The organism is Burkholderia sp. Ax-1720 (assembly GCF_011753035.1).
Taxonomy (GTDB): domain Bacteria; phylum Pseudomonadota; class Gammaproteobacteria; order Burkholderiales; family Burkholderiaceae; genus Burkholderia; species Burkholderia gladioli.
The window spans coordinates 1-14,907 of sequence record NZ_VWWK01000168.1; the positions used below are offsets into that span (position 1 = coordinate 1).

A 14,907-nucleotide genomic window follows, 5' to 3' on the forward strand; every position below is an offset into this window, starting at 1 on the left:
CCCGGCTCGGCGCGCGCGTGGCGATGCTCGGCTGCGTCGGCGACGACGCGAACGGCGCGGCCCTGCGCGGCGCGCTGGAGGCCGAGGGGATCGATTGCGCCGCGCTGGCGACCGCCCGCGAGGGCGTGGCCACCGGCGTGGCGCTGATCGTGGTGGACGACGCGAGCCAGAACGCGATCGTGATCGTGGCGGGCGGCAACGGCGAGGTGACGCCGGCCGGCATCGCCGGGCACGATGCCATGATCGCGGCCGCCGACGTGCTGGTCTGCCAGCTCGAAACGCCGCTGCCGGCCGTGAAGGCCGCGCTCGAGGCGGGGCGCCGCCATGGCCGCGTGGTGGTGCTCAATCCGGCCCCCGTGCTCGGTCCCCTGCCGGACGGCTGGCTGCCGCTGGTCGACTGGCTGATCCCGAACGAGCTCGAGGCCGCCGCGCTGACGGGCATGAGCATCGCGACGCCCGAGGATGCGCAGGCGGCGGCAGGGCAACTGCGGGAAGCCGGCGCGCGCAACGTGATCGTCACGCTCGGCGCGCAAGGCGTGTTCGCCGCGCTGGCGGACGGCACGGCGCGCCACTATCCGGCCCCGAAGGTCGAGGCGGTCGATACCACGGCCGCCGGCGATACCTTCATTGGTGGCTTGTCGGCACGGCTGGCGGCGGGTGATGCGCCCGACGCGGCGATCCGTTTCGCCCAGCGGGCCGCCGCCCTGTCGGTGACGCGCGCGGGTGCCCAGCCCTCGATTCCGAGCTTCGCGGAAGTGCAGGGCTAGCGCCGCCTGCATCGCTCGGCACAATGCTTGTTCCCGAATCCGGCCTCGTGCCGGATTTTTTCATGGTCGCCACGATATTTATCGGGGCAGATCGCCGACACGCATCCCGCGCCTTCGTTTTTCATGCATGCCCATTTCGGGTGCATCCGGCCATCTCCCGAATCCTCGTCATGAGGATGTCCCGCCTCGTTCGACAATCGCTCGCGACGGCAGCCGATCGTTCGCCGTGGCGTGCCAATGATTCCATCGCCGATGGAGGCAATCCGGAAACCCGGAATTCGGGAAAGCGGGACGACCACCGACCGGTCACCTACCCGAGCACGCCGTCGTACGCGACGAGGACACAAGCTTTCGATGTCAGCTTTGTTCACCTTCATGCCCGTGACGTGACGATGTGAAATGCAGCGCTCGAGACACCTGCGCGAACGAGGGCAAGCGCGCATCGCACGACGGATTTTTCTCATCTCGCGAAGGTGGTGCGCGATGCGCGGCGCAGCATGACGATGCCGTCATCCGCGGATGGACCAGCGCGTCGATTGAGCGATCACGCAGCGACGGGCCGAATCGCAAAAAATTGTAACGAAAGCGATCGTTCTGTCGTCCGAAATGCCGGCTCGACCGTATAGCAAAACAGGGGGAACGTGTCCGATGCAGGAGCGGATTCGTTGCAGCAGGAGAGGGCGCGTGTGCAACGTTGCGAAGATCGGGAGGAACATTGTATGGCAGTCAAAATGCCTCGTCCAAGCGGGGTTTTTCTGAGTGTCGAACAACAACGTTCCGACTGAAGTTTGTTCGTGAAAAAAAAAGCAATTGGGTTTAGGATGAAATTGAACGGTCCTGCTTCGGCGTGATCTCACGAAGGCAAGATCGTCTTCAGACACAGGCGAGGAGGTAGCATGGATATTTACAGCAGCTTCGCGAACCGCTTCGAGAAAACCCGGGAGGAGGAGTTCTCGCTCGAAGAGTATCTCGCGCTCTGCAAGAACGATCCATCGGCGTACGCCACCGCGGGCGAACGCATGTTGGCAGCCATCGGGGAACCGGAGCAGGTCGATACGCGAAACGACCCGCGTCTGTCGCGGATCTTCGCGAACAAGGTCATCAAGGTCTATCCCGCGTTTCGCGAGTTCTACGGGATGGAGGAGGTGATCGAGCAGGTGGTGGCGTACTTCCGCCACTCCGCGCAAGGTCTCGAGGAAAGGAAGCAGATCCTCTACCTGCTCGGGCCGGTGGGCGGCGGCAAGTCGTCGATCGCCGAGCGTCTGAAGCAACTGATGGAACGCGTGCCGTTCTATTCGCTCAAGGGTTCGCCCGTCAACGAATCGCCGCTCGGGCTGTTCGACTACGACGAGGACGGCCCGATCCTGGAAGAGCAGTACGGCATTCCGCGTCGTTACCTCAAGAGCATCCTGAGCCCCTGGGCCGTCAAGCGCCTGCACGAGTACAACGGCGATATCCGCCAGTTCCGCGTGGTGCGCCGCTATCCCTCCATCCTTCGCCAGATCGGCATCGCCAAGACCGAGCCGGGCGACGAGAACAACCAGGACATCTCCTCCCTGGTCGGCAAGGTCGACATCCGCAAGCTCGAACAGTTCGCGCAGGACGATGCCGATGCCTACAGCTACTCGGGCGGCCTGTGCCTGGCCAACCAGGGCTTGCTCGAATTCGTCGAAATGTTCAAGGCGCCGATCAAGGTGCTGCATCCGCTGCTGACCGCCACCCAGGAAGGCAACTTCAAGGGCACCGAGGGTTTCGGCGCGATCCCGTTCGACGGCGTGATCCTCGCCCACTCGAACGAATCGGAGTGGAAGGCCTTCCGCAACAACAAGAACAACGAAGCCCTGCTGGACCGGATCTTCGTCGTCAAGGTGCCGTACTGCCTGCGTGTGTCGGAAGAGATCAAGATCTACGAGAAGCTGATCCGTAACTCCTCGCTGGCCGAAGCCGTCTGCGCGCCCGGCACGCTGAAGATGATGGCGCAGTTCTCGGCGCTCACGCGGCTGCACGAGCCGGAAAACTCCAGCCTGTTCTCGAAGATGCAGGTGTATGACGGCGAGAACCTCAAGGACACCGATCCGAAGGCGAAGTCCTACCAGGAGTATCGCGACTACGGCGGCGTCGACGAAGGCATGAACGGCGTGTCCACGCGTTTCGCCTTCAAGATCCTCTCGCGCGTGTTCAACTTCGATACCTCGGAGGTGGCCGCCAATCCGGTGCACCTGATGTACGTGCTCGAACAGCAGATCGAGCGCGAGCAGTTCCCGCCGGAAACCGAGCAGAAGTACCTGTCCTTCGTGAAGGACCTGCTGGCCTCGCGTTACGCGGAGTTCATCGGCAAGGAGATCCAGACGGCCTACCTCGAGTCGTATTCCGAGTATGGCCAGAACATCTTCGATCGCTACGTGACCTATGCCGACTTCTGGATCCAGGACCAGGAGTTCCGCGATCACGATACCGGCGAGAGCTTCGACCGCGCGGCCTTGAATGCCGAGCTCGAGAAGATCGAGAAACCGGCCGGCATCAGCAATCCGAAGGACTACCGCAACGAGATCGTGAACTTCGTGTTGCGGGCACGCGCGGCCAATGGCGGCAAGAATCCGGCCTGGGTCAGCTACGAGAAGCTGCGCGTGGTGATCGAGAAGAAGATGTTCTCGAACACCGAGGAGTTGCTGCCGGTGATCTCCTTCAACGCCAAGGGATCGGCGGAGGAGCAGCGCAAGCACGAGGACTTCGTGAACCGGATGGTCGCCAAGGGCTACACGCCGAAGCAGGTACGACTCCTGTGCGACTGGTATCTGCGCGTGCGCAAGTCCTCATGACACGCACGATGCATCGCCCGCGCGCCGGCGGCGCGCGGGCACCCTGAGCGACGCGCCGCACGGCGGATCGTGCGGCACGTCCCGGCGTATCGACTTTCGAGCGGGAGACCGGGAGTGCTTCATCAAATCATCGACCGCAGGCTTGCCGGCAAGAACAAGAGCATTGCAAACCGCGAACGCTTTCTGCGTCGCGTCAAGAACTACATTCGCCGCGCGGTGTCCGACGCCGTGCGCGACCGTAGCATCAAGGACATCCAAAGCACCCAGAGCATCACCATTCCGCGCAAGGACATCGCGGAGCCGACCTTCCGCCACACGTCGGGCGGGCGGCGCGAATACGTGCATCCGGGCAATTCCGACTACATCCGCGGCGACAAGATCCCGCGCCCGCCCGGCGGTTCGGGCGGTGGCGGCAGCCAGGCCAGCAACGAGGGCGAAGGGCAGGACGATTTCGTCTTCGAGCTGAGCCGCGACGAGTTCATGCAGTATTTCTTCGACGATCTCGAACTGCCGCGGCTGGTCAAGACGCACCTGCTGACCGTGCCGAGCTGGAAGAGCGTGCGGGCCGGCTGGGCCGCGGAGGGCACGCCGAACAACATCGACGTGGTGCGTTCGCTGCGCAGCGCGCTGGGCCGGCGCATCGCGCTCGGCTCGCCGCTCGTCAACGAACTGCGCGTGCTGGAGGCGCAGCTCGAGGAGCTGAAGGCCGACACCGCCGATCGCCGCGTCGAGATCGCCGAGCTCGAGGCGCAGATCCATCATCTGCGCGGGCGGATCTGGCGCATCCCCTTCATCGACCCGTTCGACCTGCGCTACGTGAATCGCGTGAAGCAGCCGCAGCCCTCCAGCCAGGCCGTGATGTTCTGCCTGATGGACGTGTCGGGCTCGATGGACGAGCAGCGCAAGGATCTCGCCAAGCGCTTCTTCATCCTGCTCTACCTGTTCCTGAAGCGGAACTACGAGCGCATCGAGGTGGTATTCATCCGCCACCACACGCGCGCCGAGGAAGTCGACGAGGACACCTTCTTCCACTCGACCGAAAGCGGCGGCACGGTGGTGTCGAGCGCGCTGGAACTGATGCGCAAGGTGATGGACGAGCGCTATTCGCCCAGCGAGTGGAACATCTACGGCGCGCAGGCCTCGGACGGCGACAACTGGACCGACGATTCGCCGAAGTGCCGCAAGATCCTCCAGGACGACATCCTGACCAAGACCCGCTACTTCGCCTATATCCAGGTCACGCCCGAGGAGCAGAACCTCTGGCTCGAATATGCCCAGCTCGCGCTGTCGCAGCCGCATATGGCGATGAAGAAGGTCGAGTCCGCCGCGGACATCTACCCGGTGTTCCGCGAACTGTTCGAAAAGCATGTGGAAACGTAACACCGTATGACGACACGCCATTTGCACAACGAAGCGCGCGGTTACCAGGCGCGCCACACGGGCGACGATGCGCCCGAACGCCGGCCCGAGGAATCGGACGCGGCGGCCGAGGCATCGTCGCCGCTCCCGGTAATGCCCGATTCCGGGCAGAAGGAAGGGCGCATGAACGTCGCCGAACGCAAGCCGCTGCCGTGCCCGTCGGACTGGACCTTCGAGCTGATCGAGGAGTACGACACGCACATCGCGCAGGTCGCCGAGCAATACGAGCTCGACGTCTATCCGATCCAGCTCGAGCTGATCAGCGCCGAGCAGATGATGGACGCCTACGCGTCCGTCGGGATGCCCGTCAACTACCGCCACTGGTCGTTCGGCAAGCACTTCCTGTCGACCGAGAAGAGCTACCGGCGCGGCCAGATGGGCCTGGCCTACGAGATCGTGATCAACTCCAACCCCTGCATCGCGTATCTGATGGAAGAAAATACGCTGACCATGCAGGCGCTGGTGATCGCGCATGCCGCCTACGGCCACAACTCCTTCTTCAAGGGCAACTACCTGTTCCGGCTGTGGACCGATGCGCACGCCATCATCGACTACCTGGTCTACGCGAAGAACTACGTGGCCGAGTGCGAGGAGCGCTACGGGCTCGACCGGGTCGAGGAACTGCTCGACTCCTGCCACGCGCTGATGAACTACGGCGTCGATCGCTACAAGCGCCCGCAGAAGCCTTCGTTGTCCAAGGAGGCGGCGCTGCGGCGCGAGCGCGAGGCCTACCTGCAGTCGCAGGTCAACGAGCTGTGGCGCACCTTGCCGGGCCGCAAGCCCGAGCTGGCCGACGAGGAGGTGGAGGGCCGCTACCCGCCCGAGCCGCAGGAGAACCTGCTGTATTTCGCCGAGAAGAACGCGCCGCTGCTGGAGCCCTGGGAGCGCGAGGTGATCCGCATCGTGCGCAAGATCGGCCAGTATTTCTATCCGCAGAGGCAGACCCAGGTGATGAACGAGGGCTGGGCTACCTTCTGGCATTACACCTTGCTCAATACGCTCTACCAGCAGGGCAAGCTGGAGGACGGCTTCATGATGGAATTCCTCCATTCGCACAGCAACGTGATCTACCAGCCGCCCGTCACCAAGCCCTACTACAGCGGCATCAACCCGTATGCGCTGGGCTTCTCGATGATGAGCGACATCCGGCGCATCTGCGAGAACCCCACCGACGAGGACCGCCGCTGGTTCCCCGAGCTGGCGGGCAGCCCCTGGCTGCCGGCGCTGCACTACGCGATGCGCAACTTCAAGGACGAGAGCTTCATCGCGCAGTACCTGTCGCCCCACCTGATCCGCGAGATGCGCCTGTTCTCGGTGCTCGACGACGACATGCGCGATTCGCTCGAGGTGTCGGCGATCCACGACGACAGCGGCTACCAGTACGTGCGCCAGGCGCTGTCCCGGCAATACGACATCCACCATCGCGAGCCGAACATCCAGGTCTGGGCCGTCAACACGCGCGGCGACCGCAGCCTCACGCTGCGCCACTTCATGACCGACAACCGGCACCTGTCGAACGACAGCGACGAGGTGCTCAAGCACATGGCGCGGCTCTGGCAGTTCGACGTGTTCCTGGAAAGCGTCGACGAGTCGGGCACGGTGCGCAAGCGCTACGAGTGCCGCTACCGGCCGCCCGAGGTGCGTGTCTGAGTCGGCCGCCTCGACTCCCGCCAAGAAAAAACCAGCCCGCCGGGCTGGTTTTTTCTTGGTCGGTCATTATCGACGGCGGCGACGCAATCCGGCCCTGGAAGGCAATCGTTCGCCATTTGTCGCCCGATCGTCAGGCGGGCGCGAACCTCGGGACAGTCCTGAAGGTGCCGAAGCTTTCATTTCGATAGAATGGCGCCGCGCGACGCCGCGTCCTGCCCACGGGCGGGCGGGACGCGGCCGTCATCGGCACCACAGGCTAATCGAGGAAACCAACCTACATGACCGACCTCACCGATCAGGCCAGCATGGCCCCCCACGACACCCGGCGGCGCGTGCTCGCGATCGTCGGCGCCTCGTCGGGCAATCTCGTCGAGTGGTTCGACTTCTACGTCTATTCATTTTGTGCGCTGTATTTCGCGCATGCCTTCTTTCCCAGCGGCAATCCCACCACGCAGTTGCTGAACACCGCCGGCGTGTTCGCGGCCGGCTTCCTGATGCGCCCGATCGGCGGCTGGCTGTTCGGCCGGATCGCCGACCGGCGCGGCCGGCGCACCGCGATGATGATCTCGGTGCTGATGATGTGCGGCGGCTCGCTGGTGATCGCGGCGATGCCGACCTACGACCAGATCGGCGCGCTGGCGCCGGTGATGCTGCTGATCGCGCGCTTGTTCCAGGGCCTCTCGGTGGGCGGCGAATACGGCACCAGCGCGACCTACATGAGCGAGGTGGCGTTGAAGGGGCGGCGCGGCTTCTTCGCCTCGTTCCAGTACGTGACGCTGATCGGCGGCCAGCTCTGCGCGCTGCTGGTGCTGGTGATCCTGCAGCAGTTCCTGAGCACCGAGGAGCTGCGCGCCTGGGGCTGGCGGATCCCGTTCCTGGTCGGCGCGCTGGCCGCGCTGGTCTCGCTCTGGCTGCGCAAGTCGCTCGACGAGACCTCGACCACCGAATCGCGCCGCGCGCGCGATGCCGGCACGATCCGCGGCGTGATGCAGCATCGCGGTGCGTTCTTCACCGTGGTCGGCTTCACGGCCGGCGGCTCGCTGATCTTCTACACCTTCACCACCTACATGCAGAAGTACCTGGTCAACACCAGCGGCATGCACGCGAAGACGGCCAGCAACGTGATGACGGCGGCGCTGCTGGTCTACATGCTGTTGCAGCCACTGTTCGGCGCGCTGTCGGATCGCATCGGCCGGCGTACCTCGATGCTGTTCTTCGGCGGCCTGGCCGTGATCGGCACGGTGCCGCTGATGCATGCGATCGCCGGTACCACGAGCCCGGTGACGGCCTTCGTGCTGATCACGATCGCGCTGGCCATCGTCAGCTTCTACACCTCGATCAGCGGCCTGATCAAGGCCGAGATGTTCCCGCCCGAGGTGCGCGCGATGGGCGTGGGCCTGTCCTACGCGGTGGCCAACGCGCTGTTCGGCGGTACCGCCGAATACGTGGCGCTGTGGTTCAAGCAGGCCGGCAGCGAGTCCACCTTCTACTGGTACGTGACCGCGCTCTGCGCGATTTCCTTCATCGTCTCGTTCCGGATGCGCGAACCGGCCAAGGAAGGCTACCTGCGCCACGAGCCCTGAGCCCTGAACCCGGGCGGCATCGGCGACGCGCCGGCGGCACCATGTGCTTAGCGGCCGGCGCGCGATAAGGATATCGAAAATGCTTGGTTGTCCACGCCAGGCGGGCCGCTTACTCTGAGCCCGTAGTTCGTGTGACACCTCCTTGACTGGGATTGATGCCCGCCTTCACGGCGGGCTTTTTTTCGTCCAGCGAACCGCGGAGGGCGGCCCGTGACGGTTGCTCAGGTGAGATTGAGGCCGCCGTCCGAGAGCAGGATCTCGCCGGTCAGGTAGTCGGAGGCGACCAGCATGGCCACCGCCTGGGCGATGTCCTCGGGGCTGGCGGCGCGGCGCATCGGCGCGCGCTCCTTCCAGAGTTGCCGGGCCTGGGTCCAGTCGGCCGTCAGCGGCGTGTCGACCAGGCCCGGCGCGACCGCGTTCACGCGAATCTCCGGTGCCAGCGACAGCGCGAGCAGGCGCGTGACATGGTTCAGGGCCGCCTTGCTCGCGGCATAGGGAATCGAGGCGCCCTTGGGGCGCACGCCGGCATGCGAGCTGACATTGACCACGCAGCCGGGCCGGCCGCGCGCGGCGGCTTCGCGCAGCGCCGCCTGCGCCTCGCTGACCAGCCGGAACGGCGCGACCACGTTGACCTCGTGCAGTTCCTGCCAGATCGCGGGCGTGGCCGCCGCCAGGTCCGCATGCGGGATCACGCGGCTGATCCCGGCATTGTTGACCAGCACGTCGAGGCGGCCCCAGGCGGCGATCGCCTCGCGCACCAGTCGCACGCGCGCGGCATCGTCGGCCAGGTCGGCCTGTAGGTAGACGGCCGAGCCGAGTTCACGGGCCAGGGCCTGGCCTGCGGCGGCCGAACCGCGCGAGTGCAGGACGATCGCGTAACCATCCCGCGAGAGCCGGCGGGCGATCGTGGCGCCGATGCCGGAAGTGGAGCCGGTGACGAGGGCGACGGGCGGGGAGGAGGTCATGGCGAGTGGGATTCCGGATTGAGTCGGCCAGCTTGATGGTGGATCGGAGCTGGCGATTGTCGATCGGGAACTGCGTTCCCCACAAGCCTCACGACGCCGACGACACCTGCGGCGTCTGCAACAGCGTGCGCAGCGTCGGATCGAGCGTCGAGAGCCCGGCGCCGGCCGGCGCGGCATCGAGCATCGCGATGCCGACGTTCGGGCCGGCCGCCGCCGCGAACTGCGTGCGCACATCGACCAGGTCGCGCCGGAACGCGTCGAGCTGCATCGGCGAGAGCGTATTGCTCGCGTCGGCCAGCGCGACGATCGGATCGACCGGCGTATCGGCGATGCGCACCTCGAAGTGCAGGTGCGGGCCGGTGGCGGCGCCGGTCATGCCGACCGCGCCGACACGCTGGCCCTGCGCGAGCGTCATGCCGACCTTGAGCCCCGGCGCATAGGCGGACAGGTGCGCATAGAGCGTCGAATAGTGATCGGGATGGTCGATCACGACGTAGCGGCCGTAGCCGTGCGGATCCACGCCGACGAAGGCGACCACGCCGTCGGCCGCCGCGTTGACGCGGGTGCCGCGCGGCGCGGCGAGATCGACGCCGGTATGCAGCGAACGCAGGTGCGAGATCGGGTGGATGCGCTCGCCGAACGGCGAGCTGATGCGCGTGGCCAGCACCGGCATGCTCAGCGCCGCCGCCTCCAGCGGTGCTCCGTCGAAGGTGTAGAAGGCGCCGTGCTCGGCGCCGGGCGGCCGGAACCACATCGCGCCGAAGCGCTTGCCGGCGGCGCGCACCTCGATCGCGCTCAGGCGCGGGCCTTCGCGGGTGGTCTCGTAGGCAATCCGGTAGCGGTCGCCGGTCTGCGCGGCCGCGTGGGTGCGCAACTGCGCGGCGACCAGGTCGCCGACCTGGATGCGGACCTCGGGCGGGATATCGAGCTGCTGCAGGGTTTGCGCGAAGGAATGCGTGATGGCGCCGGTGCGCAGGCCGGTGGCGAGCGGCGGCTCGCCCATGCCGAACGCGGGCGCGGCGAGCGAGAACAGCTCGCTGCCGTCGCCGAGCAGGCTGCGTCCCGTGGCGAAGCGCGAGGCGAAGCGGCCGGGACGCATATCGCGCGAGGCGATCGCGGCCTCCAGCTGATCGGTGACGAAGCGCTGCGCGCTCGGGAACGGCGTGGCGGCGAATACCTGCTGCGGGGTCCTGGCCGCGCCGAGCGTGGTCGGCGAGGGCGTGTTCGAGACCGCGGGTAGCGTCACCGCGAGACTGAACGCGGCGATCGCGCCAAGCGCCGCGGCGGCGGGAAGCAGGCGCATGAAGGGGCGCGCGGGAGGATTCGGTGTGGCGGGCCGGCGGGCGTGTCGGTCGCCGGCGACAAGCGAAACTTCGGGAATTGGGCTCAACGGACTCCACATCCTCAAAAAGGCAGGTTCAGGGCAAGGGGTGGGGAAAGGCTGGCTACGCGAAAACCGCGCGACACGGCACGGCCGGCAGCACTCTGGCGTACGACGCCGGGCCGCGCGCGGCGGCCCGATACGTTCCGTTCGGCCCAGGGGCGCGGGGTAACACCGCTCCGAACGATGATCCATCGATGCGGGGTGGAACCCTGCGGTGAGAATCGACGCTGAGAAAGATGACAGCACCGTGTCGCCAGCGTTCCGACAATTTTTGACTTTTATATGGGGATCGATTTCGAATCGCGGAGGATGCGAGTGGAATCGCCAAACTTGCGTGTCATGCACGGCGCTTGCCGCTTGCCCTCGCTTTGCCCTCGTATAGGACTTCGGATCGTGAAAAATCTCTAGATACGATTGAGAATGATTTGCGTTTGCATTAAATTCAACGCAGTCGATTTTCCCGAACCCCGCCACGATACGGAGATGCCTGATGCCGGAACCGACCCTCGCCGCATCCGCCCGCATGTCGCCGCGCCTGGCCGCCAGGCACGCGGCGCGCGGCCGCGGTGCGCTCGTCGAGACGCTGGTGTGTCATCGCGCGATGCTGGTCAAGGTCGCGCAGGGGGTGACCGGCTGCGCCAGCCGTGCCGAGGACGTGGTGCACGACGTGCTGCTGCGGCTGGTCGATTTCCCGAACCAGGAGGCGATCCGGCAGCCGCTCGCCTATGTCACGCGCATGGTGCGCAATGCCTCGATCGACGTCTGTCGCCGCCAGTCGCTCGAAACCCACTGGCATGCCGAGGCGGAGGCGGGGCTCGACGTGCCGTCGCCCGAGCCCACGCCCGAGGCGATCGCGCTGACGCGCGACGCCCTCGAACGGATGCGCGCGGTCCTGACCGAGGTCCCGGTGCGCAGCCGGACCGCCTTCGAGATGGTGCGCGTGCGCGAGGAGACGCTGGCGGCCGCGGCCGACGCGCTCGACGTGTCGCCGACGCTGGTGCATTTCATGGTGCGCGACGTGGTTCGTCATTGCGCCGAATGCCTCGCCGCCCTCGATCGCGGCGTGGCGCCGCCGGCCTTCGCGGCGGCCTCGCGCCGACGCTAGGGGCTGGCGCGCTGCTCCGGGCCGCGTTTCCTCGAGCGGCATCGCGTCGCGCCTGCCCGTGCCCGGCCTGCGCGACGACGCGGCAAAGCCTTGCTGCAAGGGGCTGTCCCGGCAAGGGACGGGAATGGCAGGCCATTTGGTCGAATGGACGCAGCGCCGGATTCGCGTTGAAATAGTCCCACTTCGGGACTACCATGGATCCTCACTGCATCCTTATGCGTATCGTTGCCAAGCGAACCTTGCAGGCCTTCGTCATCCGTCATCCGCAGGCGCGCCAGTCGATGCTGGCGTGGTGCGCCGACGCCGGCAAGTCGAGATGGACCACGCCGCAACAGATCCGCGCGGCCTATGCCTCGGCGAGCTTCGTCGGGCGCAATCGCGTGGTGTTCAAGCTGCATGGCAACGCCTATCGGCTGATCGTCGCGATTGCCTGGCAGGTCGGCGTCGTCTACGTGAAGTTCGTCGGCACGCACGCGGAATACGACAGGGTGGATGCGGCTACCGTGGAGATGAACTGATGGACATTACGATTCGCCCGATCCGTGGCGAGCAGGACTACGAGGCGGCGCTCGCCGAAGTCTCGGCCCTGGTCGATGCCGATCCCGCGCCCGGCACGCCCGAGGGCGACAAGCTCGAGATCCTGTCGTTCCTGGTCGAGCGCTACGAGGACGCGCGTTTTCGCCTGCACGCGCCCGATCCGATCGCCGCGATCAAGTTCCGCATGGAGCAGGGCGGCCTCACGGTCGCCGACCTCAAGCCTTATATCGGCAATACCAATCGTGTCTACGAAGTGCTGAACGGCAAGCGCCCGCTGAGCCTGGCGATGATCCGCCGGCTGCACCAGGGGCTGCGGATTCCCGCCGACGTGCTGATCGGCGTCGCCTGAGCGGGTGGCGGCCGGCTCCCGCCTTGCTGCGGGCAGGTCGCGCCGGTTTCGGGCGCGACCTTGCGCGCCGCGTCGCGCCGGGTCCGGCGAGCGCGCCTAGCCGGCCGCGAGCGCGCTGGCCGGCGGCCACGCCCCGAGCAGCAGGTCGGCCAGCGCCCGCGGATTCGACGGCCAATAGGCATGCATGTAGGTCGCGACGATCGAGCCGTGCCGGTAGACCGCCTCGCCCGGCGCGCCGTCGTCGGGCCGCACGGCGACGGCCGAGGGCGCCAGCGGCGTCTGCAGCCTCGAATAATGGAAGGTATGGCCCGACATCGGCCCGGCCGGCGTGTCGAGCCGCTGCATGCCGAGCGAGGTGAAGCGCCGCTGCATGGTGGCGGCGCCGGGCAGCAGGCCCAGCATCGGCGTGACGGTGCCGTCCGCCGTGCCCAGCGTCTCGCAGAGATAGAGCAGGCCGCCGCACTCGGCCAGCAGCGGCCGCCCGGCCGCGACATGCGAGGCGATGCCGGCGGCGCTGCGCCGGTTGGCGGCGAGCCGTGCCGCATGCAGTTCCGGATAACCGCCCGGCAGATACAGCGCATCGCAATCGGGCAAGGCCTCGTCGGCCAGCGGCGAGAAAAAGCCCAGGCTGGCGCCGAGTGCTTCGAGCAGCGCCAGGTTGGCCGGGTAGAGGAAGGAGAAGGCCGCATCGCGCGCCACCGCCACTCGCAGGCCCGCCAGCCAGCGCGGCAAGGGCGCTGGCTGCGCGGGCGGCGCGAATGCCACTTCCGGCGGCAACTCGGCCAGCGAGGTCCGCGCCATGGCATCGGCCGCGCGTTCGAGCCGCGCGTCGAGGTCGGCGATGTCCGCGGCCTGGTGCAGGCCGAGATGCCGTTCCGGCAGCGCGATGCCGGGGTCGGCCGGCAGATGGCCGAGCCAGCGGATGTCCTCGGGCATTGAGGCGCGCAGCAGCGCGGCATGCCGCTCGGAGCCGACCCGATTGGCCAGCACGCCATGGAAGGGCAGCCCCGGCCGGAAACGCGCGAGCCCGAAAGCCAGCGCGCCGAAGGTCTGCGCCACCGATTTCCCCGAGATCACCGCGGCCACCGGTACGCCGAAGCGGCAGGCGAGGTCGGCGCTGCTCGGCGTGCCGTCGAACAGGCCCATCACGCCCTCGATCAGGATCAAATCGGCATCGGCCGCCGCCTGCGCCAGCAACGCGCGGCAGCCGTCCTCGCCGACCATGCCGAGATCGAGCGAATGCACCTCGGCGCCGCTGGCGCGCGCGAGGATCATCGGATCGAGGAAGTCCGGGCCGGTCTTGAACACGCGCACGCGCCGGCCGAGCCGCCGATGCAGCCGCGCCAGCCCCGCGGTGACCGAGGTCTTGCCCTGGCCGGAGCCGCTCGCACCGACCAGCAGCGCCGGGCAGCGCAGCACGCCTGCCGACACGCTCAGAACTCCACGCCGCGCTGGGCCTTCACGCCCTGCTCGCGATACGGGTGCTTGACCAGCCGCATCTCGGTCACCAGGTCGGCGGCCTCCACCAGCGCGTCGGGCGCATGACGCCCCGTCACCACCACGTGCAGCGCCGCCGGGCGCGCGGCCAGCACGGCCAGCACCTCGTCGAGCGGCAGGTAGTCGTACTTCAGCACCGTGTTCAGCTCGTCGAGGATCACCATCTGGTAGTCGCCGCTCTCGATCATCCGGCGCGCCTCGTCCCAGCCCTTGCGCGCGGTCGCGATATCGGCCTCGCGATCCTGCGTGTTCCAGGTGTAGCCGTCGCCCATCGTCACGAAATCGCAATCCGCGAAGGTGTTGAGCAGGTCGCGCTCGGCCGTGTGCAGCGCACCCTTGATGAACTGCACCACGCCCAGCTTCATGCCGTGGCCGAGCACGCGCACCGCCATGCCGAAGGCGGCCGTGCTCTTGCCCTTGCCGTTGCCGGTGTTGACGATCAGCAGGCCCTTCTCGGCGGTCGCCGCGGCCTGTTTCTTTTCATGGCCGGCGCGGCGGCGTTCGGTCATGCGCTGATGCGATTCGGGATCGGTTTTCATCGGGTCGGAAGTCCTAGGGATACGGGAAAGCGGGCAGGAAAATATCGGGGCATCGGGCAAGGCGGCGGCATGATCGCGCGTTCAGGCGGGCCCGGCGATCGCCACGGTCACGCCGTCGACGATCGTCTTCGGCACCAGCAACCGGCCGTGCGGCGCGGCAGCCAGCGCGCAGGGCTCGCACACGCCCTCGACGCCGAAGCGCGCGAAGGCGGCCGAGCTCGGGGCCGCGCCATCCCCCGGCGGCGCATCGGGGGCGACGGCTTCGCGCGCGATCGCCACCAGCGGCCAGCCAG

General features: G+C 67.1%; 14 protein-coding genes. 9 read left to right on the forward strand and 5 right to left on the reverse strand.

All coding sequences use genetic code 11. From position 1 onward, the window contains the following. The 6 genes from F3J18_RS29940 to F3J18_RS29965 form a co-directional block, all read left to right on the forward strand. Window positions 1-767: PfkB family carbohydrate kinase (locus tag F3J18_RS29940; protein WP_166915776.1), on the forward strand; the 767-nt coding region annotated here is incomplete at its 5' end. A 23-nt stretch (window positions 768-790) separates the two neighbouring features. After that, the gene (locus tag F3J18_RS29945; RefSeq protein WP_166915778.1) at window positions 791-1,165 is read left to right on the forward strand and encodes a hypothetical protein; all 375 of its coding nucleotides are present in this window, start codon (window positions 791-793) and stop codon (window positions 1,163-1,165) included. Between the two features lie 498 nt (window positions 1,166-1,663). Next, window positions 1,664-3,586 (forward strand): PrkA family serine protein kinase, encoded by a 1,923-nt coding sequence (locus F3J18_RS29950; RefSeq protein WP_025098058.1) that lies wholly within the window; start codon window positions 1,664-1,666, stop codon window positions 3,584-3,586. A 114-nt stretch (window positions 3,587-3,700) separates the two neighbouring features. Next, window positions 3,701-4,966 (forward strand): YeaH/YhbH family protein, encoded by a 1,266-nt coding sequence (locus tag F3J18_RS29955; RefSeq protein ID WP_025098057.1) that lies wholly within the window; start codon window positions 3,701-3,703, stop codon window positions 4,964-4,966. Window positions 4,967-4,972: 6 nt separating this feature from the next. Further along, window positions 4,973-6,655, forward strand: a complete 1,683-nt coding sequence (locus F3J18_RS29960) for a SpoVR family protein (protein ID WP_166915780.1) — start codon at window positions 4,973-4,975, stop codon at window positions 6,653-6,655. Window positions 6,656-6,933: 278 nt separating this feature from the next. Next, window positions 6,934-8,238 (forward strand): MFS family transporter, encoded by a 1,305-nt coding sequence (locus F3J18_RS29965; protein ID WP_025098055.1) that lies wholly within the window; start codon window positions 6,934-6,936, stop codon window positions 8,236-8,238. A 221-nt stretch (window positions 8,239-8,459) separates the two neighbouring features. Here the strand turns inward: F3J18_RS29965 and F3J18_RS29970 are convergent, their stop codons facing one another. Beyond that, the gene (locus F3J18_RS29970) at window positions 8,460-9,203 is read right to left on the reverse strand and encodes an SDR family oxidoreductase (RefSeq protein WP_166915782.1); all 744 of its coding nucleotides are present in this window, start codon (window positions 9,201-9,203) and stop codon (window positions 8,460-8,462) included. Window positions 9,204-9,291: 88 nt separating this feature from the next. After that, window positions 9,292-10,605 (reverse strand): M23 family metallopeptidase, encoded by a 1,314-nt coding sequence (locus F3J18_RS29975; protein ID WP_025098053.1) that lies wholly within the window; start codon window positions 10,603-10,605, stop codon window positions 9,292-9,294. A 505-nt stretch (window positions 10,606-11,110) separates the two neighbouring features. Between F3J18_RS29975 and F3J18_RS29980 the strand changes: the two genes are divergently transcribed. From F3J18_RS29980 to F3J18_RS29990, 3 genes are all read left to right on the forward strand, one after another. After that, window positions 11,111-11,692, forward strand: a complete 582-nt coding sequence (locus F3J18_RS29980; RefSeq protein WP_227743053.1) for an RNA polymerase factor sigma-70 — start codon at window positions 11,111-11,113, stop codon at window positions 11,690-11,692. 215 nt (window positions 11,693-11,907) lie between these two features. Beyond that, the gene (locus F3J18_RS29985; RefSeq protein WP_025098051.1) at window positions 11,908-12,210 is read left to right on the forward strand and encodes a type II toxin-antitoxin system HigB family toxin; all 303 of its coding nucleotides are present in this window, start codon (window positions 11,908-11,910) and stop codon (window positions 12,208-12,210) included. 5 nt (window positions 12,211-12,215) lie between these two features. After that, entirely contained in the window at window positions 12,216-12,578 is a 363-nt protein-coding gene (locus F3J18_RS29990) for a hypothetical protein (RefSeq protein WP_025098050.1), read from the forward strand. A gap of 96 nt (window positions 12,579-12,674) precedes the next feature. Here the strand turns inward: F3J18_RS29990 and F3J18_RS29995 are convergent, their stop codons facing one another. From F3J18_RS29995 to F3J18_RS30005, 3 genes are all read right to left on the reverse strand, one after another. Then, entirely contained in the window at window positions 12,675-13,997 is a 1,323-nt protein-coding gene (locus tag F3J18_RS29995) for a cobyrinate a,c-diamide synthase (protein ID WP_166915784.1), read from the reverse strand. 14 nt (window positions 13,998-14,011) lie between these two features. Further along, window positions 14,012-14,614, reverse strand: a complete 603-nt coding sequence (gene cobO / locus F3J18_RS30000; protein ID WP_025098048.1) for a cob(I)yrinic acid a,c-diamide adenosyltransferase — start codon at window positions 14,612-14,614, stop codon at window positions 14,012-14,014. A gap of 81 nt (window positions 14,615-14,695) precedes the next feature. Then, window positions 14,696-14,907, reverse strand: a 212-nt coding sequence (locus tag F3J18_RS30005) for a cobalamin biosynthesis protein (protein ID WP_240156456.1), incomplete at its 5' end; no start/stop codon positions are given.

Excerpts from the sequence above, each read along its gene's own strand:
- F3J18_RS29985 (WP_025098051.1), top strand. The coding sequence starts at position 11,908 with ATGCGTATCGTTGCCAAGCGAACCTTGCAGGCCTTCGTCATCCGTCAT.
- F3J18_RS29980 (WP_227743053.1), top strand. The coding sequence starts at position 11,111 with ATGTCGCCGCGCCTGGCCGCCAGGCACGCGGCGCGCGGCCGCGGTGCG.
- F3J18_RS29960 (WP_166915780.1), top strand. The coding sequence starts at position 4,973 with ATGACGACACGCCATTTGCACAACGAAGCGCGCGGTTACCAGGCGCGC.
- F3J18_RS29950 (WP_025098058.1), top strand. The coding sequence starts at position 1,664 with ATGGATATTTACAGCAGCTTCGCGAACCGCTTCGAGAAAACCCGGGAG.
- F3J18_RS29975 (WP_025098053.1), bottom strand. The coding sequence starts at position 10,605 with ATGTGGAGTCCGTTGAGCCCAATTCCCGAAGTTTCGCTTGTCGCCGGC.
- F3J18_RS29965 (WP_025098055.1), top strand. The coding sequence starts at position 6,934 with ATGACCGACCTCACCGATCAGGCCAGCATGGCCCCCCACGACACCCGG.
- cobO (WP_025098048.1), bottom strand. The coding sequence starts at position 14,614 with ATGAAAACCGATCCCGAATCGCATCAGCGCATGACCGAACGCCGCCGC.
- F3J18_RS29970 (WP_166915782.1), bottom strand. The coding sequence starts at position 9,203 with ATGACCTCCTCCCCGCCCGTCGCCCTCGTCACCGGCTCCACTTCCGGC.
- F3J18_RS29945 (WP_166915778.1), top strand. The coding sequence starts at position 791 with ATGCTTGTTCCCGAATCCGGCCTCGTGCCGGATTTTTTCATGGTCGCC.